The sequence below is a fragment of the Paenibacillus auburnensis genome, from assembly GCF_927798115.1.
Taxonomy (GTDB): Bacteria; Bacillota; Bacilli; order Paenibacillales; family Paenibacillaceae; genus Paenibacillus_AQ; species Paenibacillus_AQ auburnensis.
Genome location: NZ_CAKMMG010000001.1, coordinates 1457090 through 1481424 on the forward strand (window position 1 = coordinate 1457090; position 24335 = coordinate 1481424).

Sequence of the window (24335 nt, forward strand, 5' to 3'; positions counted from 1 at the left end):
TCGAGTCAAATAACGGTGAATACTAACCTCTAAGCCTTGTTACCACAACTAACAGTACAATAATTCCGAGCAAAATCAGCCAGCTTACTGGGTGACCGAAATTTAACCTTAACGGTTCGGATCAGTAGGTTGAACCTGCTGCTTCACTCTGCGAATACTCCAATTCTCAAATGTGAACAAAAGTGTTATGAATACTTGTATTATCGTAGTCATAAACACAAAACTATAAGATTTATCTGCATAGCGGTCAACGTTCCAACTGCTGTTGTAATGGATCGGAATCTGATCAGGAATCTGATCGTAGTTGAGTAGCACAGTTACAATACTAACAATAATAATTAAAACATGAATGAGGAACCAATTATTAGACAAGCCAATGTTTCTTTTCCGAAAACCAGTGTCCACTGCCATGATTGATGGTTCCTGAGCAATCGGCAGCATAGGTAGTAAACTTTTCATTTTGAAATGATAGCTAATGTTTATGACTAGGGAGATTACGACCATGGCGAGAGAATAAGTGACAATGATCCAACTTTGTTGCTTGGAATGTTCATCACCGTATATTAGGCAGAGGATACACAAAATGAATAAGATGGTATGCAAGGTGGCACTAATCTTAGCATATGACTCCCGCATCTGACGCAGAGGCTCACTGTGGAATTGTACAGCGCTGATGGTGACCCCAAAACTAATCGTCTCTCTTGTTAAATAAGGCATGCCTACCATGAGTACAATGGTAGGTACAAATACAAAGATCATTATTATAACAGGCATTATCGTCATATCATTCGCCTCCTCTTATACATAAGTGTGTATTCGGAAACTATATAACCCTTATATCATCGGCGATTCATCACTGTGCCTTTTTGCGTATGATTAACCTATTAACTTAGGATAGGTAATCGACTTGAACATAAATTTAATTATAATCGATTTCAGTGAGTACATGGGTGAAATTAACATTTATCCAGACCTTTTGTTACGCAGAGCTACTCATCTGACAACTGAATTATGGCAAGTACTTTAAGCAATAGAAAAAGGAGCCCTTTTACAGGCTCCTTCGACGGTGTTTGATCGTTCGAGTATCTTTAAAAGTCACACTTCACATCATTAGAAATACTTGGGCACCGCTAGTTCACTTTCCGTTTTAAAGGAATGCTACTAGGCGTGTGTGTTCAGAGATGCTCTGCGACACAACCCCTCGCTTTCAATTGACTTAGTGATTAGTTAAATTCCTCTTGTAGCCCTAGCACCGAATGGTCCAACGGAACCACACCTCTCTTCACACCGTCAAAAATATCTTGCACAGATTTCAAGCTTCTTATACATCGTATGCTCAAACAATTTTAAATCGGGATCGTTAAATATTACCATATTATTCCAAATAAATGAATGTCTATAACCACACTTTGTTGTCCGTTAATAAAGGAAAGTAACCTTAAATTGGGTTGTACTGTCATGCGGTGTTTTGATAAATAAAAAAATAAAATTCCCCGTTAGTTCAACGACTTCACACTCTTTATGATGCGGTTCACCGTAATATATCTAAGCACAAAGTACAGTTTGACCACAAAATATACATCAGTATAAAGACGTAGCCACTCCTGTAATGGAGTGGTTTCTTAGTATAGAACCTCCATATTATTGTTACTCCATAAGTACAAAGGCATTCTCTATCCCCATCATATCCTTAAGCGTTTTACCTAATGCGTAATGGTTTGGTTTGTCCTTTTTTATTACACAGATAATATTCCCTGCTTCACCTTCTGACAGGTTAGTAAGTTGCAAGTAGTCGTCATTTGCATAGATGTATGATACTAGATAATCATAGTAGTCAGCTATCTCACCCTTAACATTCAATCCAACATTGAAAAGCCTTACTTTTGTTCCTGCCCATATTTTATAATCATCTTCAATGTTTGCTAAAGGAATCCACTTAGTTGCTTCCATTAAACATACCATCCTTACTTTTAAGTAGTAATGGATGAAATCCATGTTTTTTCATTTACTATCTTCCAATGAATATTCAACTACTACCCAAGGAAGCCACAGAACTGGCTCAGTACCTTCTATTTCATCATTAGTGTATTGAGCCAATTGTTCAGCTTCTTTAAGACTTCTAATGAAACCATTTTCATTCAGAGAGAATGAAAATTTTTCTTTGTATTCTTCAAATAAATGATTGCATATGTAAGAATGGAATGTTCCATATTCATAACCTAATATTTCATAGCCTAAAGTCAAGCCATTCATTTCAAGAATCTTCTTTTGGGATATGTTATATTCAACTCCATAAAAGAATCCTTCTTCTCCAAAATCACTTTTCAAATGGTCTAACATACCAGTAGGCAATCCAATACCAATTAACTTAATATTTTTTGTATCGTTCAGGTACTTATGATAAAACTCCTTTGCTTTATCTAAGTTGGTGAACACATGAGGGAAACCTAATGATTTAATATCAAATTCCTGTTCTACCCACTTTTCCATGTAAGTGAAAATGTCCTGACTTAAATTTAACTGCTTCATGTACTCTTTTTTCTTCGATTCTGATTTATTCCAACACAAACCAATGTCTGGGAAATTATCACAAATGCAGTTACTTGCTGATAGCACCACTTCTGGAATTATATTTTCATCCATATATTCAGCCCTTTTCATGGGCTTAACCAAATAGTACCCTCCCAAAAGATAATCCAAGATGTATCCCCCTTACATAAAATCGCTCTTTTATTTTGTCTACCCTATCGAAAGGATAGTGTTTACATGTTGGACAATAATAGCGATCAACGATTACTTTGTTGTTATTTTGTAATCTTATACTCTATATAAGACAATAGTTTACTAAGTTATTGAAGGGGTATACTTTTTCATTTCGCCAGCTAATTTCTCATTTCTCCCATTTTTTATTTTTCTGATTACTAGGTGACGAAAACCTCCAGGAGTCATCCCTAAATCTTTTTCAACTAATCGAGAAAGACTTTTTCTATTATAGTATTTTAAGGTCTTTGAATAACTGAATTCTTGAAGAATTTCTGAAAATAATTTATCATTTTCATCATAAATAGCATCAATATCTATTTCACTAGTTAAAACTAGCATAGCTTGTTTTAATGCATCTTTCCCTTTTGCTTTTGTATTAAATTGATTTATTCTAAAATCAATTTCCATAGCACTTCGACTTGAAACTTGAGTTTCAAATTCAGTCTGTAAACTTTTTAAAACTCAACTTTAATGGCAGGAAATATATCGCTCACATTTAATTCTAATATTTTTGCCACCTCACTTATTACCTCTTCAACAATTATCAAATTCTCTATTTCGGCCACTTCTAATGCATAGATTCCAGATTCACTTAATGCAGAAAGTTCCTCGTCAGTTTTATAATCTCGATCAATTAATGTATTCCTTATCAGTAATATCAATGTCGTGGTATTTTTTAAAGTCATCTGCAAGCTGTTTTTTTGCTTGTTTTGCTTTGTTGTCTTTAAGTAACTTCTCTAATTTTCTTTTTCTATCATTAGTCATAACATCACCCTACTATTCCTTTATCCTTTCTCTTTTGTTTTCGCTTTGTAAGTTCGATAAGTTTACTTTCAGTTTATTCTGGAAACGAAGTTTTAACATACAAAGTGTTATTAAAGCATCTTTTCTATTTTATCGTCCATCATCTTAACCCCTTAAATGAATCAAATAATGGTGGCTACGTAATCATTCGTTTTCAGCTTCTCCATTAGAAAGGACGTGCACTTCAAATCTTATATTTAAGTCTGCCATTACCCTTAGCACATTAGGCTTCAACTCAAATCCCATCTGTCCCAACCTAGACCGCGTACTAAAGAATATATATACTTCATGTTTCATGGAGATTCTTTTAATATACTTTTCTGAGGGCATTAAATCGTTAAGAAAAGAATCCAATGCAGTATCAAAATGTCTATCGCCAAACTTAACCTTATAAGACCAGTAATCATCTTTCATAACCTGCTTTGATGTGATTGGTTCGCCTTTTCTTTTTATCTTTACAGGTTGAAGATTAATATTTGTAGTAATTTCTTCAAAATTCAAACTACTACCTCTGATAACTAAAGAAATAAAACCTTCCAAATTGGTTTTCACATCCATTCATACTTATCAATTATATTTAATCGTATCGATTCACTTAAGTTCAAGTCAAGGATGTAATGATCTCTTTTACAACTGCCTTCAATACATACTGCATTGACATATTAATTAATCCTTTAACGATAAAATTCTGTTCTCATTCGTCCATGTTATGCCCGACACATATATCAAATATATCTTCAAACTCATCTTTGAGTATCAAATGTTCAACCACTTCTTCAATACGTTTGCGACTAGATTCATCCACTAGTAACATATCACTACCCCAGAAATACTTTCCTTGTAAGCACTCTCCAGTTTGTTGGTTCTTTTCAGAGAGAGACTGTATGTTCTTGTATGTAAAAAATGAAGCAACCCACCTTGAACCGTCTTCAAATGTAACTATTGTATCAGTGTTATCATCATATATGTTCCATTCTCCTTCAGCCCATTGTTCGGCTTCAATCCAAATGGAGTATTCCGTGTTTTTCACTCAAATCGCCCTTCTTTCGAACCTTTGATCCAGACTCCAACTCTATTTAATGCTTTGGTATAAAAACTCAACTTCACCATCTAGCAAATATCGATATTCAAATAATTGCATTGTTCTTTCCCTAATTCTCTCCTTTATAACTGTGTCTAAGCTTACCAATCCTTGTGTTCCAAGGTAACTATTATTAATAAATGTCTTCTCTACAAATTCTGTTTCCCTTAAGTGATACTGTAACCATTCTTTCTGCGATTCAATTAGTGCTTCTTTTGGTTCTCTATCCAACTTAGAAAGAAGCTTTTTATATATTTGATTCAACTCCTTATCCCAAATCTCTGTATATTTGCTTTCCATCGCCCTCTATCCAAATGTTGAAAACTCTTTGGAATTTTGAAATTCATTAAATTCCACTTCATAATCATGATCTATAGGATTTTGAAGCATTTCCTCATAAAATTCCCCAGTCAAATCATAGTTCCCAATGCTCATGGATAACACTTCAGTGTTAGAAGGATCTGATCGATCTTCAGTTATTTCTTTCAATTCTGTTCCATTACCTGTACTCACTACATCAGGAGGCAGTTCAGAATTCATTATTGATTTAGTTTCGCTGTTAAAGGTAGTCGATTGACTAATATTTTGACAAGATGAAAACACTATCATAATAAAAAATAACAAGAGTATCTTACCTTTCATAAATTATCTCCTTATATATTATCTATAATATTTACCGGTAATGGTGAATAACGTAATTTGACCTTTGACAATTCCATTGGCGAAGGCATCTTAAAATCAAAAAAATCCGACCCTGGGTGCAAAGTTAATCTTCTTACATACTATAAGATAAAACCTGCGGTGAAAGGAAATTTAATACATGGAATATTTCGATATGCTGGCCAAATTAGGTATTGGTAATGCTCATCCTGGAGGATTTTCTGCAACATTAAAGCAATTCGAACAATATCCCCTACCCGCTAAATCCAGAATTCTAGAAGTGGGGTGCGGCACAGGCAGAACATCTTGTTATTTGGCAGCTCAGGGACATGATGTAGTAGGGATAGATATTCGCCCAGATATGATTGCAAAAGCAAAAGTGCGGGCTGAAACAGAGAAACTAACTTTGAGATTCTTGGAAGGAGACGCAATTTCACTGCCTTTTCCTGACGAATCATTTGATGTCATTCTGGTCGAATCTGTATCCATATTCACGGACACCGGAAAGGCATTATCGGAATACTACAGGGTTCTGCGGTCTGGAGGCCAACTTTTTGACAGGGAAATGATCCAAAGAAAACCCATGCCCCCTGAAATCAGTCAAGAAATTACAGAGTTTTATCACGTTGATAAGCTATGGGACATTAAGGATTGGTCAGCCTTAGTACAAACAATTGGATTTATTCGTTCACAGATAGAGGGTCCCTTCATGTTTCCTAAATCAAGTGTGGATCTGATTGAGCAACCGGATAATCATCAACAAATCGATGCAGGTTCCTTTCTCGACCACTCCATGTGGGAAGTAATCAGTAAGTACAACAGTATAATGGACAGTTATACAGAATATATCGGATATATTCTTGTGATTGGAACTAAATAAATCGCTCACCATCCTACAAAAAAAGAACAAGAGCCTAGCAGTATAGGCTCATGTTCTTGCTTAATACGCTTTACTGGTCTTGGTACTAAACAAAGAAACCAGCAGACAAAATGATTACCAACAAAATATAAAGAACCAAAATCGCAGCCGTAGAAGTAAATCCGTAACCAGCTTCAGGACATCCCATTGATTTCCCCTCCTCTTTGCTTTCCTAACACATGATATGCGCCTTCCTTTCTGAGTGTATGGATTATAACCCAATTACATGGAGGAATATAAATGTATAATTGCAGCCGGCAAATGATTAACCTTGGGACTCCGTTCCAATATTCAAACCAAATATACCGGGACCGAGGGTATGGTAGCCCGACTCTTTCCAGAAACATCACTTTGCTGGATATTAAGCAGGCCGATGTAAATGGGGACAAAACAATAGATAACATTTATTTATACGGTAATAAACCAGATGGAACTGGAGACTTTGCTGATCAAATCACACTTGTGATCCAAGATGGGCAGTCTAACCAAACTACAACGGTATATCTTCAATACAATGCTGGATATAATGCCAGACTTTTTCTGGGGGATTTTTCTAAGGACGGCGTAGCGGATATTTTAATAAGTATTGATTCCGGCGGAAGTGGCGGATATGGCATATTCTATATGTACTCCTTTAAGGATAACAACCTGCAGGAGATGTTTAATGTTGAAAAATACAACACTGTATATAAATTTAATGTAAACTATGAGGATTTTTACAAGGTAAGCGTTGGGAGCCCCCAATTTAACGTGCTATTCACTATCGACATTAGCTACAAGGGCAACGAATATTTATCACAATATTACAACGAAGATGGCAAACTAAAACAACCCGTAAAAGGTGAGGTTCTTGCTTTAGGCGCGTTATACCCCATTGTTACAAACGTAAAAAGTAATAGTTATGATTTACTTGCTGTGCAACGTATTATCGGCACTACTAATTCGGATACATTAGGGTACGTAGAAAACCTTTTGACATGGGGTGGCAGCGGATTTATTTCATCAAGATTGTCCGTAGCCATACTTGGCTCTAATTTAATTTCTCATTATTGAGCAATCTTATCGGTTGCCGTTCACCGTAATGTATTTAAGCACAAAGTAAGATTTAACCATAAGATATACATCAGTTTATAAAGACAAAACCACACCTAACAATGGTGTGGTTTCTTTGGATAGAACCTTCATATTATTGCTATTCTAAAATCGTGCATCATTCTGATATGTAAGTTCACTTTCAGTTTATTACTTAATATATTTAATTAGACTTACTCGCGTTATTTCATCCCAAATAGGCCCACGTCTTACTTCTTTGTATCCTAACTTTAGGTTTAGATCAATTACATGTTGATTACTTTCCTCAGTATGGGTATATACCAGGTTTACTTTATGTCTTCTGGCTTCATCTTCAACAAATCTCTTTAATTGCGTTCCATATCCATGTCTGCGGTAACCGGAATCAATCCATAATTGAAAAATTTCTAGAAACCTTCCATCTTCCTGAAAAATTTCTCGATCAAGTTCATGATAAATTGTCTTCCATGGATATTCCTTATCCCTGCAAGATATGCAATACATAATAGTACCTATTCTTTGTTTCGTTTCTATGTTCTCTAAAATAAGTGCTCCTCTATCTTTATCATCAATAAATGTCTTTATTTTATCGTAATGTGCTTCTAACTCAGTCTTAGTTAGTTTTTGTTCTTCTAACTGAGTTATACCCTCGTCAAGTAAATCAACGTATATTAAAAATTCAAGATCTTCTATATTTGCTTTTCGTTTTCTTATACTATGCTTCATTGAACTACCTACCCTTATTAGTTTTTATTGTATTGCGGGGATTTCTTATAATACGGCTAAAACGGCTCAACGAACTATAGTTCTATCATACTATTAAATGTAAGAACATGCTTACTAATCCCCATACTTGGATTGAAGTAATCTGCAATTATTTGGATTGTTTCGGCAAGCAATAACTGGGTAAATAAAACTGAAGTTACATTCATTTAATATTCAAATTTATCTATCTATATTGATATGACCTTCAATTAGGAGGTCTATTTTTTCGTGAAAACATTACTTACCCAATGGAGGTCGCCATGCATCGCGTTAATCTAAACCAGGCTCAATTCTACCAACAAGTGTTTGATCATGCTTCATTCGGGATTGCACTTATTACACCAGACGGTATGATTTTGTCAGTAAACTCCGCCATGGAACGAATCTTTGGCTATTCCAAAGCAGAGTTTGACGGCATGAGGTTAGAAGACCTCTCCCCCGATAAGGATACTATCAGAAATATTAGCGATCTAAAGGCACTCATGGGTGATAAAACGGAAGTACAGCTCGAAAAGCAGTTCCTCACAAGGATGGATGACGACATGTGGGGATTGCTGTCCCTCAAGCTTTTCACCGATGAGGCGGATCAACCGACGTATTACATCTGCCAAATCATTGAAATCACTAAGCAAAAGGAATCCGAGCAACGCCTTCAGGAATCCGTTGAGCGGTACACGTCACTTAAAAAATACAACCACGACAGCGTCATCTCTTTTGGCCTAAACGGCCGGATTATTAACGCCAACAGTATGTCGGAAAAGATAACAGGTTACTCCATTGAGTCTGAACTGATCGGTATGGAGCTTGCAGAGCTAATCGGACAGGAGAATGTCCAGAACATTCTGGATCGGGCGCTGTACGATAATTCGGTTGAGCAGCACATAAACACTCTTATCGCCAAAGACGGCGAAGTCATCGAAGTGCTTACCAGTATTGCACCAATTTTTGTGAACAATCAAAATATCGGGTTCTATCTCATATGCAAGGACATCTCCGAGCAGAAACAGTTGTTGCTTGCGAAGGAGACCGCCGAATCCACGAACAAAGCTAAAAGTGAGTTTCTAGCCATGATGAGCCATGAAATTCGCACCCCCATGAACGGGGTCGTCGGTATGACGGATATTCTGCTTGACCATACGGAGCTTAATGAAGAACAACGGGGCTATGTGGAGATCATCCGCAAAAGCGGGGATACTCTGCTCAATATTATCAACGACATCCTTGATCTCTCTAAGATTGAGGCAGGACGAACAGAACTACAAGAAGATACATTCGAACTGCGCAGATGCATTAATGAGAGCTTCGCCGTCATTTCTCTGAGAGCCGAACAAAATCACTTGGAGCTCTCCAGCACGATAAATCACGGTGTTCCTGACTACATTTACGGTGACGCCGAACGTTTAAAACAAGTGCTCATAAACCTGCTCGGCAATGCCGTAAAATTCACGTCCAAGGGAAGCATATCGGTAAAGGTAAAGCTTGGAGAGCAGGATCCATCCCTGTTGGTATTTACGCTAACCGATACGGGCATTGGGATTGAACCCGCACAGCTCAACAAAATATTCGAGCCGTTTGCACAGATAGACAGTTTTATGGCGCGTAGACACGAAGGCACTGGCCTTGGGCTTGCCATCAGCCGCAGAATTATCGGAATGATGGGCGGTGAGATTTACGCTGAGAGTGACGGTAAGAGTGGCTCGTCATTTACTTTTACCATCAGGCTCAAGGAAACAGTAGCACCTCAGACACAAGAGATTCACCTGCAAAAGCGCCATACGATACGAGAGGCGAGCATTTTAATTGCTGAAGACAACCATATCAACCAGCTAGTGTTGACCAAAACACTTGAGAAAATGGGGCACCAGGTTACTACCGTCACAAACGGCATAGACGCGGTTCAAGCAACGCAGAGTAAGCATTTTGATCTCATTTTAATGGACTTGCACATGCCGATTATGAACGGCTTCGATGCAATGAGGTTGATTAAAGAGGAGCTCAAGGAGAACAGCCCGCCCATCATTGCGGTCACAGCCAATGCTTTGAAGGGCGACCGGGAAAAGTGCCTTACGGAAGGAATGGATGAATATATCAGTAAGCCTATAAAGCGTGACGTTGTCCAAAAGCTATTAAACCAGTTTGTAAAGTAAACTTCCTTTTGGAAAGATCGTGCGCTGTAACACCGCATCCATCATCCAAAAAGTTGTTTTCCCAAATTGTCCTGGTATATACTGGATATGATTCTGTGTGAGGTTTGTCACAACAATAGTTCATTACAGAAACGGAGTGAACACATGATTCATAATCACTGGAAAATCGGTAAACTGATTCTTATGACGACTGCGCTGGCCTGGGTCCTCGGGGCATGTTCTGACAAGGATTCCGCCGCAACTAAAGAACCGGAGAATCAAGCAGCAGCTGTTCAGGTTGAGGAAACAGAAAGACCGGAGTACTTGCCAAAAGACTTTCCACTCCCGGATGATGCTGAAATAACCACCTCCCACTCGGAGCAAAACGACGGCAAAAAGTCGGTTCTTTTAATTTTTAAATCCCAAGAAAAACTCGACAAGCTGGCAGGAACTTATAAACAATATTTTGAGGAACAAGGGATCACAGATGCATCGGAAACCATTGACGAGAAAAACCTCATTCTTCAAGGAGATACAGATGCTGAAAGCTGGTCACTGATTGGTGGTACGTTGTCCACGCAGGAAGACACTGTAGAGCTGACCTTAACCTGGTCTGAGTTGTGATTTGTTAGAAAATACCATGAAGCGATCTTGAAAAAGAGCTGTTAAGCAGCTTTTTCAAGATCGCTTTTCTTAGGGAATGGAAGAAATAGTGGATTCAGCTGTACCCTCTAAAGGAATGACAGCCGTCCGCCCATTTGACGGATATGGTTCTCGTCGGCCCACAGGATAAAATAATTGTAGAACGTATCACCGATTTGGACCGGGCGGGGGTATCTCACGATGAGGGCGGCCTGCCGGTTCATCTCCGCGGGTTGGTCTGACGAGGGAAAAATGAAGCAAGCCTCCCGATTTTGTATCGTCATCATCACAATCCTAGGAGAAGAGCCGTATGGCATCAATGGATGAAAAGCTTCGGAGTTGCATACATCGCCAATCCGGTCGCCTGCTGAAATCGCGGATACCTGAAAAAAACCGTCAGGCCCCATGTACCTCTCATCGCTGACCCGGTGCCAGTATGCGGGATATGGAAAGGATACTCTATACACGGAGTTTGTGTAGATGTTTTCCGGAACCCTTCTGACGCGGGGGGACCACTGCAGTGAAGTAATCCGGTCGCCGCTGAGGACATTCACCGGTTTCTGCTTCCTGAGATCAACAATCCAGAGCTGACTTGCACTTTCTACATCTGAGCATCCCGATAAATACGCGATTTTGTCACCGTCCGGCGACCAGCTGACGGGAGTGGCGAAACAGCTGGAGACCGACAGTGTCCTTTGATTTTTCCCGGTTCGGCTATCGATTTGGATGAGAGAATAATAATTCGGCTCCTGATAGGCGGTTGCACTGTAGGCGATACTCCGGGAGTCAGGGGACCATGCTGGAAAATAATTTTTGGCGAGCGGTCCGCCTTCCAGCGTATAGATGGTGCCGGTGGCCAGATTCACCGTCGAAATTATGGAGATGCTTGCACCGGGGAATGTATAAAGTGCAAACGTTCCGTCCGGGGAAATACGAACGTTATGGAGCGGTCCATCCGTATTTTGCGTGATTTGTCTCCGGTTTGTGCCATCGGTCCCGATGCGGATGAGCTGGGTGTTGCCGCTGGAATCCGGAGCCGCGAACAGAAGCTCTCTACCCGAAGGGAACCATTGGACATCGCTGGCGCCTGGCTCCGTGATCGTACTGCTGTTATGAGAGAACGTATTATAGATGACGATTCTCCCGTTTTTGACATACGTGAGAAACCGGCTATCCGGGGACCAGTCCAGCAGGGTGTATTGTTCTACTTGGTCAATCCGGGCAACAGTGAGCGTAAGGGTATCCAGCAGGTGAACCACGTTGTTAGTGCCTATGAAAGCAATTCTCCTGCTGTCCGGAGACCAATAGGGAATGGAAAATTCCGCACCAAGCCCCTGTGTAAGTTGAAAATCAAAGCCGTCTTGCGGCCGGTACAGCCAAATGTCGAACGTTCCGCCACGGTCTGACGTGTAGGCGATCCATCCTTGAACGGGATTATGAGAAACAGCTTGCACAGCCAACATCCTCTCCTGAATCATTTATACTTCAAATGTATTCAGTGGGGGGCGTTTAGGCGACAGCCCGTGACAGGTGTTTATACGACCTCCGGTATCAGCGGAATTTGGGGATTACGTATACATCTTCGCAGTTCCAGCCATGTTTCAAGTGGAGTCGCCGAAGGATAGACCAATCGGCTTGTTTTCCGATTGAGCTTTGGCATAAGCTTGGGCGGTATTGAGTGCATCACACCGCGTCAAGCCCTGCTGTTACTATCGTAGGCAGTGTTTCTATGGTGACATTACCCGCTACAGCTCTCGAAATCATACAGGACTTCTCAGCCATATGTGCCAGCCGTTCGGCCTTCGCAAGTTCTGCTTCGGTTGCATCCGCTTTGAGTACAATCCGTGGTTTGTGCATGATCCGTTCGTACGTAAACACGTTATTGGTAACATCCACAATCGCTTCAGACTCCATAGTCAAATCCTGAGGGGTAATATCGGAACGCTCAAGCATTGCTGCCAGCGTAATCAGATAACAGGTGGATGCGGCCCCCAGAAGCATTTCGTCAGGATTGGTACCTGTTCCCGGTCCCCCCATCTCCTGCGGAATTGAAATTGTCGTTTTTAGCCCGCCTACATCAATATGCCCTTCACTGTTACGCCCGCCATTCCAAACTGCTTTTAGATGAAAAGGATGTTTCAACTCACTCATTCCTCCCGTTTCTCTCGGGTACGCACCCGGATATAATATAAAGATTGTTCATTTTATCTTATCACAGTGCTTCTCCCGCTGCTCCTAACGTACCATTTATTACACTTTTATAGTTTTCCCATTCGAAATAAAAGGGACCTATAGGTATACGTTTATTGTCAGGCTCCAGCTTGAAATCCTTCCATATAACCACATCGGCTTCCCTGTCAATTTTAACTGAGATAAAACCGCATTCTTCATCACCGCACCAGGGGCAGACTAATATTGGATATCTGTAGTACAGATACTCATGGGGTTGCTTCATTAAGAAATAGTCGATTATAAGCCGCTGATGATCTGCACTCCCCCATCCCAGGGAAGGAACCATATCATATTTCTTGAGCTTTTGGTAAAGTGAATTCCCGTCAATAATCAGATCTGCAAACTCAGTGTTTTTATTTCCGTCTTGAGCAGGATCGAATTCATCATATCGCTTCGCTGGCTTAGTATGTAACTGATTTATGGTAGCCATAGTTTCTCCTTATTCGTTTAGTTTTTTTCATCACTACCGCTTCCTAAACGCCGTCATTCTTTTCAGATTCAAAACCATCGACAACACGCAGCTAATCGTGGCCAGGCCCATCCAAGCAAAAATAGAATACGACATCCACACCCTAATCATATAGTAATTGTAGTGAATCAGATAAGGCCAGATCAATATCAATACGAGGAGCAGCAGTCTAATGCTCAGATGGATGCCCGCTCCAATTCTTTTCCTGCGTCTTGACCGTTCATTGAGTAAGCTTAAGCTTGGACTGTCCCCTCTCATCAGTTTCAATGCCTTAAGAATTACGATAATGGCTGCCAGCAGGACTAAGAACGAAAACACCCAATCCGTTAAGATGCTGCTATCATCATATTTGAAAGGTTTCATCGGATTACCGTTCATGTTGTCGTATATGTTCTGTGCAATCAGCGACGGGGCGGTTGAATTCAGATTAGCCAGTACAAATACGGCTTCGTGCTGTTCCAGATCGATAATAACCTGTGAGGAAAAATTCGGATTCATCCCGATGTGGCTGATCAGCCGCTTCTCCGGATCGTTATTCCACCCGTAGGCATAGTACAAATCCTCAGCTTCATATCCGGCAGTCTGCAAGTTGGCCTCATGAGATTGCTCTATCGCTTGTTTCAGCTTATCCGGTACATTTCCTATCCCCAACTGGGCATTAAGCCAGTGCTCCAAATCCTTAAGATTCGTCACCAAATAACCTGCAGCCATATTCCCGTAATATCTGGGAGCATCATATTCTAAGCTTTTGCCGAAAAATACACGGTAACCCTTACTAAGCTGATCCGGCTTCGTCTCCAGGCCTGTTGAAAAATAGCTGTCTGTCATGCCCAGCGGAATCAGAATATTCTGAGTTACATAATCCTGATAGCTTGAACCTGTAACTTGTTCGATAATCCTCGCCAGAATATCATAATTAATGGTTGCATACTGATATTCTGTTCCCGGGTATGTATCCAAGGCAATGTCTGAAACCTTATGTATGGTTTGTTTAAGGGTGTCTGCTGTAGTCCCTTCGGGAATTAACTTTATCGTCCACGATGGAATCCCGCTAGTATGAGCCATCAGCTGGTTAATTGAGATATCCGCTTTCCCCCCTCTATAGGTAGGGACAAATTCAGGAAGATAATCGGAGACATAATCGGAGTACGCTAGCTTTCCCTCTTCTTCCAGCAAAATGACAGCCAGAGCCGTAAAGGCCTTAGTAGTAGATCCCAATTCGAAGAGCGATTCACTGGTAACTTGCTGTTGCCTATCAACATCTGAATAACCATATACCTTATAATCTGTTTTTCCCTGCTTGGATGTTACCAGAGCTACTCCAGGAGTCGCTGTTTTGGCCATGATCGTCTCCACCATTTCATCGGCACTCCCATATTTCCCTGCTGTAAATAAAATTCCAAGCTGATGCCAACAAACAACCGTAGGGATAATTACGATCAGCAAGACAACACTTATTAGTACCGTCTTATTTCTTCTAAGTAATTTCTTCATAAGCTTTCTCCCCGTTTTTTAGTGTCAATTCATATTCACCTTCTTATCTAATAAGACGTTCCATTCTTTCACTTCCCTGCGACAATAGACCGGAACCGTTGGGCCCGGGTGATACATTGTTCTTCACAACAAAAAAAACCCCCGGAGTTTCCCCCAGAAGCTTGGCCGAACGGTATACCTTCAACTTCAGCAGTATTGATCGAAGAATTATCATAGACAGGGTTCACTCAACAAAACATAATAGTTGTATCAATACGCTAATCTCAGAAGAAAGGGGATTGTTCTCCCGTATGCGCTTATCAGAACCTTTTCAAACGGAACGACTGCAATTCCGCTTGCTGAATTTAGATGATACCGATGCAGTCTTTAGACAATTCTCCGACCCGGATATGTGCAGATATTTCAGTGAACCTCCCTGTGATCTGGAAGAAGCCAAGGAAATCATTGCCCATTACAACAATCCAGAGGGAGCAGATCATCTGCGTTACGGAATGTTCGATAAAGAAACGGGGGCATTTATTGGCACATGCGGCTATCACTATTGGGATCATAACCTTAAACAAGTGGAGGTCGGTTATGATATCTGGAAGGATTATTGGAGACAGGGCTATATGTCGGAAGCATTACCAGCACTCCTGAAAATCTGCTTTGAGCATCTTGGCGTTGATTGTATTTATATCCTTACCCATCCACAGAATCATGCATCTATAGCAAGTGTCGCAAAGTTTGGTTTTGAAGCCTGTGAACCCTGCAGGAAAGTTGATGAAGAACCACAGATTTGTATGAAATTGATAAGAACTACTTAGCGAACCCTAGATTTCACCGTTATTTCAAGCATACTACCACACAGATAACCTTGTTCTATAATCATTATCGTCGGTAGTATACTCTACGTCACTGAATCCTAGAGAAAGTGCATTGTGATATAAGTCCGCCAGTTTCTCCTGATCCTTACAATAAATCGTGATATAGGTACAGTCGACCACCAACAGTACGAATTGACAGTCACTTGTTAAATACTCTTCGTACGTACGAACATCTATTACCTTTTTATCCTTCGGATAAGCCTTGAGATCGGCAAAAATGACGTAAATGAAATGCTGCCACATCCAAGGGCTTTAAGATCTCCCCAAGAATTCGTCCGTGCTCATTCGGAATCTCGAAAGTAATTCCCCTTTTCATTCTCAACCTTCCTTCTTAGTTTCATAGGCTTGACCTCGTATTATCCAATCGCCACGATCAGACTCGTTATGAGCATTAGCACTGCTACCGGAGCCCATATTCTTCTCTCCCAGACACTTCTTGTAATGAGATTCAGGATTGTAGAAAGCACTGAAAAAGCAACAACAAACCATATCGCCACGTTTGCAAATCCGCTCCAGCCAGGAAGGATACTCCCCGCTTGACTGAGCACGATAACTGCCAGAAAGGCTAATATGACGATCTGAATCAGGCAGGCTACACGCATTGGAACCGGAAGCTTACCGGGATATTTCCCGCCCATCGCATACTCACCCCACGGGATGCCGACAGCCAAAGCTGCCTGAAAAAGGATTACAATAGCAATCAGTATTGAAAACAGTATTGATGAAATGAATAGGATCATGATTTCCTTCCCCGCCTTCGAGTCCTACCACACATTAACAATAGGAACGTTATTCTCTAATCTGTCTCTGCTTTCTCTGATCCAATCCTTGAACCATTGATTATCTGATGCACTGAATGTCTCATCACCGTCAAAATTCCGAAATGCCCCGATGTATACAATTAATTCCCGCAGCTTGAGGAACACAGGGATTTGCTTTAGCCAATAATCATCTAATGTATTCTCCTTACTGTATCCTTTCATGAAATAATGCATAAACCGGAGAGCTTGTTCTTCACGGTTTGCTCTGCCCTCTTCCCCTCCATACACGTAGACCAGATAATAGATCTGAATAGCAATATCCTCAACAAACCAGCTGTATTGCGCCTCATCAAAATCAAATAACGTAATCCCGGCCTGCTCACTCACATGAAAATTCCCAAAACCCATATCACCATGAATAAGTCCGTAGGAGTCTTTATCCATAGGCATTTTATTGAGGGTATCAATGATGCTGTAATAACTTTTCTTTACACGATCATGTGAGGCAGGCAGAATGTCTATGTTCTGTAAATAATAATTCAAATTCCAATCATGTCTTCTTAAATCAGTGTCCTGCATATTATAAAGCTTGGAGAGCGCATGCATCTTACCTGTGATCTGGCCCAGTTGTTCATAGATAGCGTTATCTTTCAGGCACTCCGGATAGGGAATCTTAATTCCCTGAGCTTTTTCAAAACATACCGCAATAAAAGACATCTCCGGTGCTTCTATAACCTCAGCCCAAACATGATTGACCGAAAGGATAGGTAGAGACGCAGAGATTCCGTTTCTAGCCAGATACATAATCCATTCTAGCTCTGCTTTTACCAGATTAGCCGAACGATGTTTTTCCGGAGTAACTCTTAATATGTATGATCTGCCATTTTGCTGATATTCGTATACAAAATTCTGAAACCCGCCAAGGTAAGACAACTCTTCCTTATTGAGTCCGTAGCGGTTCGCTGCAATGTCTATAACAGGATGTGTATTCAATATGTTCTTAATGGCATTCTCCACTTGATACTCCTCCATCCAACTTACTCTATCGATAATAGCGCCCCAATTGCACCACTGTACTCCCCATTCTTCAAAATTAATGGATGTGCCCCGCGTAATATCGTGTAGTCGGCAACAACCTTCTCAAGCGCTTCGTTTCCTATAAAAGATGAACCAATATAAACAATCGTCGATAGCCCATGCTGCATAGCAGCGTGCACACTCACTGTGGTGACCGTTTCTCCGACCAATCCGATTACGGAGGCCAGGTAGTCAGGTGTTTCGATGCCGGATGAAGTTCCGGTGATGTTGCCGAAATTACTGGCTGTCAAATCGCCGGAAATAGGCGGCTCTGAGCCTTCATATATATGACTGACCTTCAAGTCCACTCTGTCCCGTACACCTTGCGGCGCCAGCCGGACAATATCATCATAGTCACTGACTTCTGTCAGCAGTCTGGACAAACCAAGCAGGGTCCCACCCCCGACACCCGTACCGCCGATCCGAAAATGGCTGTCTGGCTTTACGATATGAACGGAAGTTCCAGTCCCAACATTGGTCAATACAAATTCTTGAGGCATGTCTTCTGTTTCCCGCAGTAAATAAACAACCCCTTTGCAGGTGGCTTCGAACTCGGCTATTTTCAAAATGCTCTGCTGCAGGAGTTTCTGAAGCACTTCACTTTTACCTCCGGTCACACAAAACCTGGCAGCGGGGAATTTTTTTTGCAACCAAGAGACGGTAAAAGGCATTTGACTGGACGGGAACTTGACCAGCTCAACCTTCCCATGATTCAGATAAGCAATTTTAATAAGTGTGCCTCCGGCATCTATACCTACTTTTGTTACAACTGTCAGAGCTATCCCTCCTAGATGAATTCATATTAAAACCTGAAAAGCCCTCTGCCAATCAAGTTTGCAGTAACCGGCTCTTTCCCTATTTCCCGTGACCAGATAGACAATTGCCCGATGTGGTGGATCTCATGGGCGATCACATGCCGCAGAACTTCACCGAATGGATGGGCTTCCTGTGTTCCATCATCCAAGATATCCATCATAATGCGGTCTTCAAGACTGTCGTCCCATGCATAGACAAATGGAGCTACTTCCGTGTGGCAGCGGGCAGAGAAATCCTTGATTTGCTGCAGACTGGCGACCTCCTCGAACGAAGGGATATCAATAAGTCTCTCTTGAATTCCACCGCAGATCCAGCCATATTCGACAGCTACAATATGATAGAGTGTGGGAAGAATGTATCCTATACCACCTATGCGTTGTTTCATCAGCTCTTCCCGGCTTACTGTTTCACACCAGTCGAACCAGTCATTGCGGACTTGCCAGTTGTATTCGAATAGTTTGATCATTAGTTTAGCCTCCTGGATTATTTTTGCTTATCATCCTCACACCAACAAATACAAACCACAACACGGAAGCAACCTGACAAACAAAAAACACTATACTTCCGGTGAGCCACGGGAAAGCCCCGATAAGATCCAGTAACGCGGTCACAAATCCGACAATAGCCACAGGCTTGCCGAGTACACTTTTTCTAATAACTAGACTCAATAGGATAGTTGCTATGCACAATATGATCGCTACTGTGTGCATGCCTCCATAATAGATACTGAGAACCAGCCTATAGATATCCGGTGAAAGCTCAATATCATAGACGGGATAGACCAGCCGCCCCAGTATGCTGTCGAGGATGATGTAGACCGGGACCGTCACTGCCAGCAGACCGCATCCCAGCAGCGCTTTGAGCTTATCCACCTTCACCAATATCCGGTATAATCCGGCAATGGAAGGAATCAGCATTAAAGCGGCAAAAATCAGCAGCTCATCCGCCATCGAAATATTGAACTTCCACTCCTCCAGCCAGTTCATCAGCTCAGTATCCGACAGCGGTGGGTTAGGCACAGGGAGAAGAAACAGAGACACACCCAGGAAAAGAATTCCCGAAAGAATAAAGGCAATTCCGCCAAATTTAACAATTCCGATGTTTGATTTCATGGTTTCAGCTCGATTCGGGGTTAGTTAAACAATTCTACCAGATCTTTTAAACGATTAATCGTAAAATCCGCTCGGCTGACCGACCCGAATCCATAGCTTGCAAAGACGAAAGGAATTCCGGCAAACGCAGCCGCCTTCTGATCTCCTTCCGTATCCCCCACATAAACCGGGTTCGTTAAGTTGTTTCTTTGCATGATCAGCTTAATATTCTCCCCCTTGGAAAGCCCGGTTCTACCCGGATTCTCAAAGTCTGTGAAATACTTATCCAATTGGTGATACTTATAAAAAGCTTCAATATATCCTGCCTGGCAATTGCTTACGATGAATAGCTTATATTTTGAGGATAATGTCTGGAGCACGGCCTCCAGCTCTTCATATAACCTTCCGCCTTGCTCGGCAAGGTACTGGCACTCCATTGCACAACATTCACTTAATATCTTTTCTTGGATGTGCTCCTCTAAATTAGGGAACAGTTTTCTGCCAACCTCTGCAACTTGGAGTCCCATAATTCCTTTTAAATCATCCTTAGTGATTTCATTGCCGATCTCTGTGTAGCTGCTTAATACGGAATTCCAGCCCACCACTACTACTTCCGTAGAGTCCCAGAGTGTTCCATCCAAATCAAAAATAATGCTATCCATGTAAGCCCCGCCTTTGGTTGGTAAAATAGTTATCGCTCACATTCCTCTTTCACAAATATGATATCATTTCCAGCCTTCCTTTTGCAGTGCTGGTATAATTGGGGGGATATGCAAATTACCCAGAAGGGGTTGAGTCCAATCCGAACTACAATGCAGGCAGCGGGCGCGATTCTTGCGCTGAGCTTGCTGCTAGGCTGCAGCAGTCAAAAAGCACCCCTCTCTGTTGCTGCAACGGTTGAAGCAGCTCCGTCAACATCACCAACTACAACTCCTTCTGTTTCATCTGCCGCGATGGACCCGGCAAAGATTCCAGCAAATACAGAAGGTATCACCAGCCAATTTCCACTGGAGGGTCTGGCCAGTTCAGTGATTATAGATTCTGTCAATGATGCTCAGACGATTCGGGCGAGAACAGTAGCGGGGCAAGGCGAGCTGCTGATGATCTCCAGCGGTCCTGAAGAGCGGGGACATCTGAATGTATCCAGCAATTACGGTCTGGAAGGTGACCAGACTTATCAGGCGGATTACTCCATCGTGTACCGGAAAGGAAACCAAGATCAGGAATTGTTCAAGCTGCCTGCTTTTCTTTTCGTGCAGCCGACAGACCGTGTTTTGGATTTTGCAAAGGTAAGCTTTAATGAGGCAGATATATACCTGCTAACTCCCCAGTACAAGTCCGGACATGGACTGGCCGGTTATGCCTTTGCTATCGACAAACGGAGCGGAGAGGCATTTCCGTTATCCTTCGTACAGGACGGTATTGTACAAGATACGCTTGTCTACGCCGAACTGCAGCCGGCACCAGTCAACGATCATGAACAGTTGGTCGTATTCACTCCGGTTGGAGCTGGGGGCGAACCGGAACTGGAGCCAAGGGTATACACATTGGATCTGGTCAACCATCAATTTGTCGCCCGCCAATCTAAATCAGAAGGTCTTTAAATTGATTCAACGCATCCCCTCGAGTCTGCTAAACATACAAAAAAGGCTGCCTCATAGAGGCAGCCCGGTTATAGCGGTTTAGAATACTTTCGTTGTCCACGATTCGCAGTTCCACGTATCGGTTACGATATCACGGTAAAATTCAGGTTCATGGGAGATCAGCAGAATGCTGCCCTTATATGCTTTGAGGGCACGCTGAAGCTCTTCTTTGGCGTCTACATCAAGGTGGTTCGTCGGCTCATCCAGTACAAGCAGATTCGTCTCACGGTTGATCAGCTTGCAGAGGCGGACTTTGGCTTTTTCGCCACCGCTTAACACTGCGATCTTGCTCTCGATATGCTTCGTCGTCAGACCGCATTTGGCAAGCGCTGCGCGGATTTCAAACTGGGTGAAGGACGGGAATTCGTTCCAGATCTCTTCGATACAGGTGTTGTAATTCGCTTCCTTCATTTCCTGCTCGAAGTAGCCGATTTCCAGCAAGTCGCCGAGTCTGGCCGAACCGGAGATCGTCGGGATCTGGCCGAGAATGCTGCGCAGCAATGTGGTTTTACCGATACCGTTGGCACCGACAAGAGCAATCTTTTGTCCACGTTCCATGCTCAGATCCAGAGGTCTGGACAGGGGTGAATCGTAGCCGATGACGAGATCCTTGGTCTCAAATACCATTTTGCCGGAAGTCCGGGCCGGTTTGAAGTTGAATTGCGGCTTCGGTTTTTCCTTGGCGAGCTCGATCACTTCCATTTTGTCGAGCTTCTTCTGACGGGACATTGCCATATTTCGTGTTGCCACACTGGCTTTGTTCCGGGCTACGAAGTCCTTCAGATCCGAGATTTCCTGCTGCTGGCGTTTAAAAGCAGATTCAAGCTGCTGTTTCTTCGCCTCATATACCTGCTGGAAATAATCATAATCGCCCACATAACGCGAAAGAGACTGGTTCTCCATGTGGTAGATCAGGTTGATAACACTGTTCAGGAACGGAATATCATGTGAGATCAGGATGAAGGCATTCTCATATTCCTGCAAATAACGCTTCAGCCATACGATGTGCTGCTCGTCCAGATAGTTGGTAGGCTCATCCAGCAGCAAAATATCCGGTTTCTCCAGCAGCAGTTTTGCCAACAGCACCTTGGTCCGCTGACCGCCGCTGAGATCATTAACATCCTTATCCAGACCGATGTCCGTAAGTCCCAGACCGCGGGCGGTTTCATCGATTTTGGCGTCGATCATGTAAAAGTCCTGGTTCGTCAGTGTGTCCTGAATCGTACCGACATCCTCCAGCAGCTGCTCCAGCTCCTCCGGAGTGACGTCGCCCATTCTTCCGTACATGTCATTCATTTCTTGTTCCATATCGAACAGATATTGGAATGCTCCCCGAAGCACATCCCGGATCGACTGTCCCTTAGTCAGCACAGCATGCTGGTCCAGATAACCTACCCGCATACGTTTAGCCCATTCAATTTTACCTTCGTCAGGCTGAAGCTTGGACGTGATGATATTCATGAAGGTAGACTTCCCTTCACCATTCGCACCGATCAGACCAATATGTTCACCCTTCAGCAGGCGGAAAGATACATCAGTGAAAATAGCACGGTCACCAAAGCCGTGACTCAGCTTCTCTACATTTAATATGCTCATGAATTTAACACCTTTTCCTTTACAAAGTATACTCGTCATATTATAAAGGTTTTGGCTCCGCAACTCCATACAGATTACAAAAGAAATGATCTTTTTTCTTTGATCTTCAGACCAGGTTATTGCCTGACGAAAAAAGCACACAAAAACTGCCGGGAATTTCCCGGCAGTTCTCTAATCTATTTACAGTAAAATTTGTGCCAACACATCATTAAGTGTATCTGCCATAGTCGGATGCGTGAAGATCGTATCCCTCAGCACCGTGTACGGCTGATTAAGATGGTTTATTCGAAGCGTTCCAGCACCACTTTGCCAACGGTACGGCCCGATTCCAGCATGGCATGTGCCTTACGCAGGTTCGCGGCGTTGATCGGTTCCAGCTTATCGGTCGTAGTGGTGCGAATTACGCCTTCGTCAACGAGCCGGGCCACCTCATTCAGCAGCTTATGCTGCTCAATCATATCCGGAGTCCCGAACATGGAACGGGTGAACATGAGCTCCCAGACAAACGTGACGCTTTTGTCCTTGAGCAGGGTCAGATTAAGCAGTTCATCTGTCTCGACTATCGAGCAGATTTTCCCTTGCGGTGCGATAACAGCGGCCATGCTCTTCCAGTGCTTCTCCGTACTGTTCAGGCAAAAGATATAATCCACCTGAGCAAATCCGGCAGCCTGTAGCTGTGGCAGAAACTCCTCAAAATGATTGATCACATGATCGGCTCCCAATCCTTTTGCCCACTGGGCTGATTCCGGACGGGATGCCGTACCAATAACGGTCAGTCCTGCATGTTTGGCAAGCTGAATGGCGATTGAACCGACACCGCCTGCTGCTCCGATGATCAGAAGCGTTTTGCCGGCATTATCATCCTTGCCCTTAGAAATCCCCAGCCGGTCAAACAATCCTTCCCAAGCCGTAATGGACGTTAATGGAAGTGCAGCAGCCTCAGCATAAGACAGTGTCGCCGGTTTCGAACCGACGATCCGTTCATCCACCAGATGATACTCACTGTTTCCACCCGCACGCTTAATGCTGCCTGCATAGTAGACCTCGTCACCAAGACGGAATAATGTGCAATCCTCTCCCACCTGTTCCACTACACCTGCAACGTCCCATCCAAGCACTCTAGGAGCTTCCTCTATCCGGCTTTTTGGGGAGCGTACTTTGACATCTACCGGATTTACAGAAATGGCTTTAACCTTTACCAGAATGTCTTTGCCTGTTGCGACCGGCTTCTCGAGCTCCACATCAATCAGGCTCTCCGCATCATCGATTGGCAAGTATTTGATTAGACCTACTGCTTTCATAGTTTGTTTGGTCATGGGTTCGCATCTCCTTATCGTAACTGTAATGTACTTAAAATTAGTTAGTACAGTAAGTATAGTTTATACATACACTTCCGTTAATAACGCACATTAATGTGAGATAGTATCATTTTGTATACTGATCTCTATACCAACAATTC

At 42.4% G+C, this 24335-nt stretch carries 30 protein-coding genes and 1 pseudogene; 6 read left to right on the top strand and 25 right to left on the bottom strand.

The window, feature by feature from the left end; translation table 11 throughout:
• Window positions 1-108: 108 nt before the first annotated feature.
• From L6H70_RS06710 to L6H70_RS06745, 10 genes are all read right to left on the bottom strand, one after another.
• Window positions 109-783, bottom strand: coding sequence for a DUF1648 domain-containing protein (locus tag L6H70_RS06710; protein ID WP_236331179.1), 675 nt, complete (start codon window positions 781-783; stop codon window positions 109-111).
• 864 nt (window positions 784-1647) lie between these two features.
• Window positions 1648-1950 (bottom strand): hypothetical protein, encoded by a 303-nt coding sequence (locus tag L6H70_RS06715; RefSeq protein WP_236331183.1) that lies wholly within the window; start codon window positions 1948-1950, stop codon window positions 1648-1650.
• A gap of 51 nt (window positions 1951-2001) precedes the next feature.
• Window positions 2002-2700 (bottom strand): hypothetical protein, encoded by a 699-nt coding sequence (locus tag L6H70_RS06720; RefSeq protein WP_236331186.1) that lies wholly within the window; start codon window positions 2698-2700, stop codon window positions 2002-2004.
• A gap of 144 nt (window positions 2701-2844) precedes the next feature.
• Entirely contained in the window at window positions 2845-3171 is a 327-nt protein-coding gene (locus L6H70_RS06725) for a hypothetical protein (RefSeq protein ID WP_236331189.1), read from the bottom strand.
• Window positions 3172-3218: 47 nt separating this feature from the next.
• Complete coding sequence (locus L6H70_RS28895; protein WP_423802776.1) at window positions 3219-3449, bottom strand: DUF4435 domain-containing protein; 231 nt, start codon at window positions 3447-3449, stop codon at window positions 3219-3221.
• Window positions 3394-3528, bottom strand: a complete 135-nt coding sequence (locus tag L6H70_RS28680) for a hypothetical protein (protein ID WP_279306738.1) — start codon at window positions 3526-3528, stop codon at window positions 3394-3396. Before L6H70_RS28680 ends, L6H70_RS28895 begins: the two co-directional genes overlap by 56 nt.
• 183 nt (window positions 3529-3711) lie before the next feature.
• Complete coding sequence (locus L6H70_RS06730) at window positions 3712-4125, bottom strand: DUF4279 domain-containing protein (protein WP_236331190.1); 414 nt, start codon at window positions 4123-4125, stop codon at window positions 3712-3714.
• Window positions 4126-4261: 136 nt separating this feature from the next.
• On the bottom strand, window positions 4262-4597 hold the full coding sequence (locus L6H70_RS06735) for a hypothetical protein (RefSeq protein ID WP_236331193.1): 336 nt from the start codon (window positions 4595-4597) through the stop codon (window positions 4262-4264).
• Window positions 4598-4639: 42 nt separating this feature from the next.
• Window positions 4640-4948 (bottom strand): lysozyme inhibitor LprI family protein, encoded by a 309-nt coding sequence (locus L6H70_RS06740; protein WP_236331196.1) that lies wholly within the window; start codon window positions 4946-4948, stop codon window positions 4640-4642.
• 6 nt (window positions 4949-4954) lie between these two features.
• Window positions 4955-5290 carry a hypothetical protein gene (locus L6H70_RS06745; RefSeq protein WP_236331199.1) on the bottom strand — a complete coding sequence of 112 codons (336 nt, stop codon included), beginning with the start codon at window positions 5288-5290 and terminating at the stop codon, window positions 4955-4957.
• A gap of 178 nt (window positions 5291-5468) precedes the next feature.
• On the opposite strand from L6H70_RS06745, the gene L6H70_RS06750 reads away from it, so the two are divergent.
• Window positions 5469-6188, top strand: a complete 720-nt coding sequence (locus L6H70_RS06750) for a class I SAM-dependent methyltransferase (protein ID WP_236331202.1) — start codon at window positions 5469-5471, stop codon at window positions 6186-6188.
• A gap of 85 nt (window positions 6189-6273) precedes the next feature.
• On the opposite strand, the gene L6H70_RS06755 is transcribed toward L6H70_RS06750, so the two are convergent.
• Window positions 6274-6375, bottom strand: coding sequence for a YjcZ family sporulation protein (locus L6H70_RS06755; RefSeq protein ID WP_236331204.1), 102 nt, complete (start codon window positions 6373-6375; stop codon window positions 6274-6276).
• Between the two features lie 203 nt (window positions 6376-6578).
• Between L6H70_RS06755 and L6H70_RS06760 the strand changes: the two genes are divergently transcribed.
• Complete coding sequence (locus L6H70_RS06760) at window positions 6579-7280, top strand: VCBS repeat-containing protein (RefSeq protein ID WP_236331207.1); 702 nt, start codon at window positions 6579-6581, stop codon at window positions 7278-7280.
• A 189-nt stretch (window positions 7281-7469) separates the two neighbouring features.
• On the opposite strand, the gene L6H70_RS06765 is transcribed toward L6H70_RS06760, so the two are convergent.
• Complete coding sequence (locus tag L6H70_RS06765) at window positions 7470-8024, bottom strand: GNAT family N-acetyltransferase (RefSeq protein ID WP_236331209.1); 555 nt, start codon at window positions 8022-8024, stop codon at window positions 7470-7472.
• 299 nt (window positions 8025-8323) lie between these two features.
• On the opposite strand from L6H70_RS06765, the gene L6H70_RS06770 reads away from it, so the two are divergent.
• Both L6H70_RS06770 and L6H70_RS06775 read left to right on the top strand, forming a co-directional pair.
• A complete protein-coding gene (locus tag L6H70_RS06770) occupies window positions 8324-10210 on the top strand; it encodes a PAS domain S-box protein (RefSeq protein ID WP_236331212.1) in 1887 nt (628 codons plus the stop codon).
• Window positions 10211-10354: 144 nt separating this feature from the next.
• Window positions 10355-10813 (top strand): hypothetical protein, encoded by a 459-nt coding sequence (locus L6H70_RS06775; RefSeq protein WP_236331215.1) that lies wholly within the window; start codon window positions 10355-10357, stop codon window positions 10811-10813.
• 107 nt (window positions 10814-10920) lie between these two features.
• Here L6H70_RS06775 and L6H70_RS06780 read toward each other — a convergent pair whose 3' ends face one another.
• The 4 genes from L6H70_RS06780 to L6H70_RS06795 form a co-directional block, all read right to left on the bottom strand.
• Complete coding sequence (locus tag L6H70_RS06780) at window positions 10921-12294, bottom strand: WD40 repeat domain-containing protein (RefSeq protein WP_236331219.1); 1374 nt, start codon at window positions 12292-12294, stop codon at window positions 10921-10923.
• A gap of 220 nt (window positions 12295-12514) precedes the next feature.
• Window positions 12515-12973, bottom strand: a complete 459-nt coding sequence (locus L6H70_RS06785; RefSeq protein WP_236333181.1) for an OsmC family protein — start codon at window positions 12971-12973, stop codon at window positions 12515-12517.
• A 70-nt stretch (window positions 12974-13043) separates the two neighbouring features.
• On the bottom strand, window positions 13044-13493 hold the full coding sequence (locus L6H70_RS06790; RefSeq protein WP_236331222.1) for an oxidoreductase: 450 nt from the start codon (window positions 13491-13493) through the stop codon (window positions 13044-13046).
• A 33-nt stretch (window positions 13494-13526) separates the two neighbouring features.
• Window positions 13527-15026, bottom strand: coding sequence for a serine hydrolase domain-containing protein (locus tag L6H70_RS06795; protein WP_236331225.1), 1500 nt, complete (start codon window positions 15024-15026; stop codon window positions 13527-13529).
• 290 nt (window positions 15027-15316) lie between these two features.
• On the opposite strand from L6H70_RS06795, the gene L6H70_RS06800 reads away from it, so the two are divergent.
• Window positions 15317-15832 (top strand): GNAT family N-acetyltransferase, encoded by a 516-nt coding sequence (locus L6H70_RS06800; protein WP_236331228.1) that lies wholly within the window; start codon window positions 15317-15319, stop codon window positions 15830-15832.
• 33 nt (window positions 15833-15865) lie between these two features.
• On the opposite strand, the pseudogene L6H70_RS06805 reads toward L6H70_RS06800, so the two are convergent.
• The 7 genes and pseudogenes from L6H70_RS06805 to L6H70_RS06835 form a co-directional block, all read right to left on the bottom strand.
• A pseudogene (locus L6H70_RS06805) lies at window positions 15866-16208 on the bottom strand (DUF2691 family protein).
• Window positions 16209-16248: 40 nt separating this feature from the next.
• Window positions 16249-16632 carry a hypothetical protein gene (locus L6H70_RS06810; RefSeq protein ID WP_236331229.1) on the bottom strand — a complete coding sequence of 128 codons (384 nt, stop codon included), beginning with the start codon at window positions 16630-16632 and terminating at the stop codon, window positions 16249-16251.
• A gap of 24 nt (window positions 16633-16656) precedes the next feature.
• Entirely contained in the window at window positions 16657-17670 is a 1014-nt protein-coding gene (locus L6H70_RS06815) for a phosphotransferase enzyme family protein (RefSeq protein WP_236331234.1), read from the bottom strand.
• A gap of 20 nt (window positions 17671-17690) precedes the next feature.
• Entirely contained in the window at window positions 17691-18527 is an 837-nt protein-coding gene (gene coaW, locus L6H70_RS06820; RefSeq protein ID WP_341482736.1) for a type II pantothenate kinase, read from the bottom strand.
• Window positions 18528-18532: 5 nt separating this feature from the next.
• Window positions 18533-19012: a DinB family protein gene (locus tag L6H70_RS06825; protein WP_236331237.1), complete on the bottom strand. Its 480-nt coding sequence runs from the start codon at window positions 19010-19012 to the stop codon at window positions 18533-18535.
• A 4-nt stretch (window positions 19013-19016) separates the two neighbouring features.
• Window positions 19017-19658: a hypothetical protein gene (locus L6H70_RS06830; RefSeq protein ID WP_236331240.1), complete on the bottom strand. Its 642-nt coding sequence runs from the start codon at window positions 19656-19658 to the stop codon at window positions 19017-19019.
• Window positions 19659-19678: 20 nt separating this feature from the next.
• Window positions 19679-20299: an HAD family hydrolase gene (locus tag L6H70_RS06835; protein ID WP_236331243.1), complete on the bottom strand. Its 621-nt coding sequence runs from the start codon at window positions 20297-20299 to the stop codon at window positions 19679-19681.
• 150 nt (window positions 20300-20449) lie between these two features.
• On the opposite strand from L6H70_RS06835, the gene L6H70_RS06840 reads away from it, so the two are divergent.
• Window positions 20450-21241 carry a hypothetical protein gene (locus tag L6H70_RS06840; protein ID WP_236331245.1) on the top strand — a complete coding sequence of 264 codons (792 nt, stop codon included), beginning with the start codon at window positions 20450-20452 and terminating at the stop codon, window positions 21239-21241.
• Window positions 21242-21319: 78 nt separating this feature from the next.
• Here the strand turns inward: L6H70_RS06840 and L6H70_RS06845 are convergent, their stop codons facing one another.
• Together L6H70_RS06845 and L6H70_RS06850 are read right to left on the bottom strand one after the other, a co-directional pair.
• Complete coding sequence (locus L6H70_RS06845) at window positions 21320-22876, bottom strand: ABC-F family ATP-binding cassette domain-containing protein (protein ID WP_236331249.1); 1557 nt, start codon at window positions 22874-22876, stop codon at window positions 21320-21322.
• 281 nt (window positions 22877-23157) lie between these two features.
• Complete coding sequence (locus tag L6H70_RS06850) at window positions 23158-24192, bottom strand: zinc-binding alcohol dehydrogenase family protein (RefSeq protein WP_236331251.1); 1035 nt, start codon at window positions 24190-24192, stop codon at window positions 23158-23160.
• Window positions 24193-24335: the final 143 nt, after the last annotated feature.

Excerpts from the sequence above, each read along its gene's own strand:
- L6H70_RS06710 (WP_236331179.1), bottom strand. The coding sequence starts at position 783 with ATGACGATAATGCCTGTTATAATAATGATCTTTGTATTTGTACCTACC.
- L6H70_RS06715 (WP_236331183.1), bottom strand. The coding sequence starts at position 1,950 with ATGGAAGCAACTAAGTGGATTCCTTTAGCAAACATTGAAGATGATTAT.
- L6H70_RS06725 (WP_236331189.1), bottom strand. The coding sequence starts at position 3,171 with ATGGAAATTGATTTTAGAATAAATCAATTTAATACAAAAGCAAAAGGG.
- L6H70_RS28895 (WP_423802776.1), bottom strand. The coding sequence starts at position 3,449 with ATGACTTTAAAAAATACCACGACATTGATATTACTGATAAGGAATACA.
- L6H70_RS28680 (WP_279306738.1), bottom strand. The coding sequence starts at position 3,528 with ATGACTAATGATAGAAAAAGAAAATTAGAGAAGTTACTTAAAGACAAC.
- L6H70_RS06730 (WP_236331190.1), bottom strand. The coding sequence starts at position 4,125 with ATGGATGTGAAAACCAATTTGGAAGGTTTTATTTCTTTAGTTATCAGA.
- L6H70_RS06740 (WP_236331196.1), bottom strand. The coding sequence starts at position 4,948 with ATGGAAAGCAAATATACAGAGATTTGGGATAAGGAGTTGAATCAAATA.
- L6H70_RS06745 (WP_236331199.1), bottom strand. The coding sequence starts at position 5,290 with ATGAAAGGTAAGATACTCTTGTTATTTTTTATTATGATAGTGTTTTCA.
- L6H70_RS06750 (WP_236331202.1), top strand. The coding sequence starts at position 5,469 with ATGGAATATTTCGATATGCTGGCCAAATTAGGTATTGGTAATGCTCAT.
- L6H70_RS06755 (WP_236331204.1), bottom strand. The coding sequence starts at position 6,375 with ATGGGATGTCCTGAAGCTGGTTACGGATTTACTTCTACGGCTGCGATT.
- L6H70_RS06765 (WP_236331209.1), bottom strand. The coding sequence starts at position 8,024 with ATGAAGCATAGTATAAGAAAACGAAAAGCAAATATAGAAGATCTTGAA.
- L6H70_RS06770 (WP_236331212.1), top strand. The coding sequence starts at position 8,324 with ATGCATCGCGTTAATCTAAACCAGGCTCAATTCTACCAACAAGTGTTT.
- L6H70_RS06775 (WP_236331215.1), top strand. The coding sequence starts at position 10,355 with ATGATTCATAATCACTGGAAAATCGGTAAACTGATTCTTATGACGACT.
- L6H70_RS06780 (WP_236331219.1), bottom strand. The coding sequence starts at position 12,294 with ATGTTGGCTGTGCAAGCTGTTTCTCATAATCCCGTTCAAGGATGGATC.
- L6H70_RS06790 (WP_236331222.1), bottom strand. The coding sequence starts at position 13,493 with ATGGCTACCATAAATCAGTTACATACTAAGCCAGCGAAGCGATATGAT.
- L6H70_RS06795 (WP_236331225.1), bottom strand. The coding sequence starts at position 15,026 with ATGAAGAAATTACTTAGAAGAAATAAGACGGTACTAATAAGTGTTGTC.
- L6H70_RS06800 (WP_236331228.1), top strand. The coding sequence starts at position 15,317 with ATGCGCTTATCAGAACCTTTTCAAACGGAACGACTGCAATTCCGCTTG.
- L6H70_RS06810 (WP_236331229.1), bottom strand. The coding sequence starts at position 16,632 with ATGATCCTATTCATTTCATCAATACTGTTTTCAATACTGATTGCTATT.
- L6H70_RS06825 (WP_236331237.1), bottom strand. The coding sequence starts at position 19,012 with ATGATCAAACTATTCGAATACAACTGGCAAGTCCGCAATGACTGGTTC.
- L6H70_RS06830 (WP_236331240.1), bottom strand. The coding sequence starts at position 19,658 with ATGAAATCAAACATCGGAATTGTTAAATTTGGCGGAATTGCCTTTATT.
- L6H70_RS06835 (WP_236331243.1), bottom strand. The coding sequence starts at position 20,299 with ATGGATAGCATTATTTTTGATTTGGATGGAACACTCTGGGACTCTACG.
- L6H70_RS06840 (WP_236331245.1), top strand. The coding sequence starts at position 20,450 with ATGCAGGCAGCGGGCGCGATTCTTGCGCTGAGCTTGCTGCTAGGCTGC.
- L6H70_RS06845 (WP_236331249.1), bottom strand. The coding sequence starts at position 22,876 with ATGAGCATATTAAATGTAGAGAAGCTGAGTCACGGCTTTGGTGACCGT.
- L6H70_RS06850 (WP_236331251.1), bottom strand. The coding sequence starts at position 24,192 with ATGACCAAACAAACTATGAAAGCAGTAGGTCTAATCAAATACTTGCCA.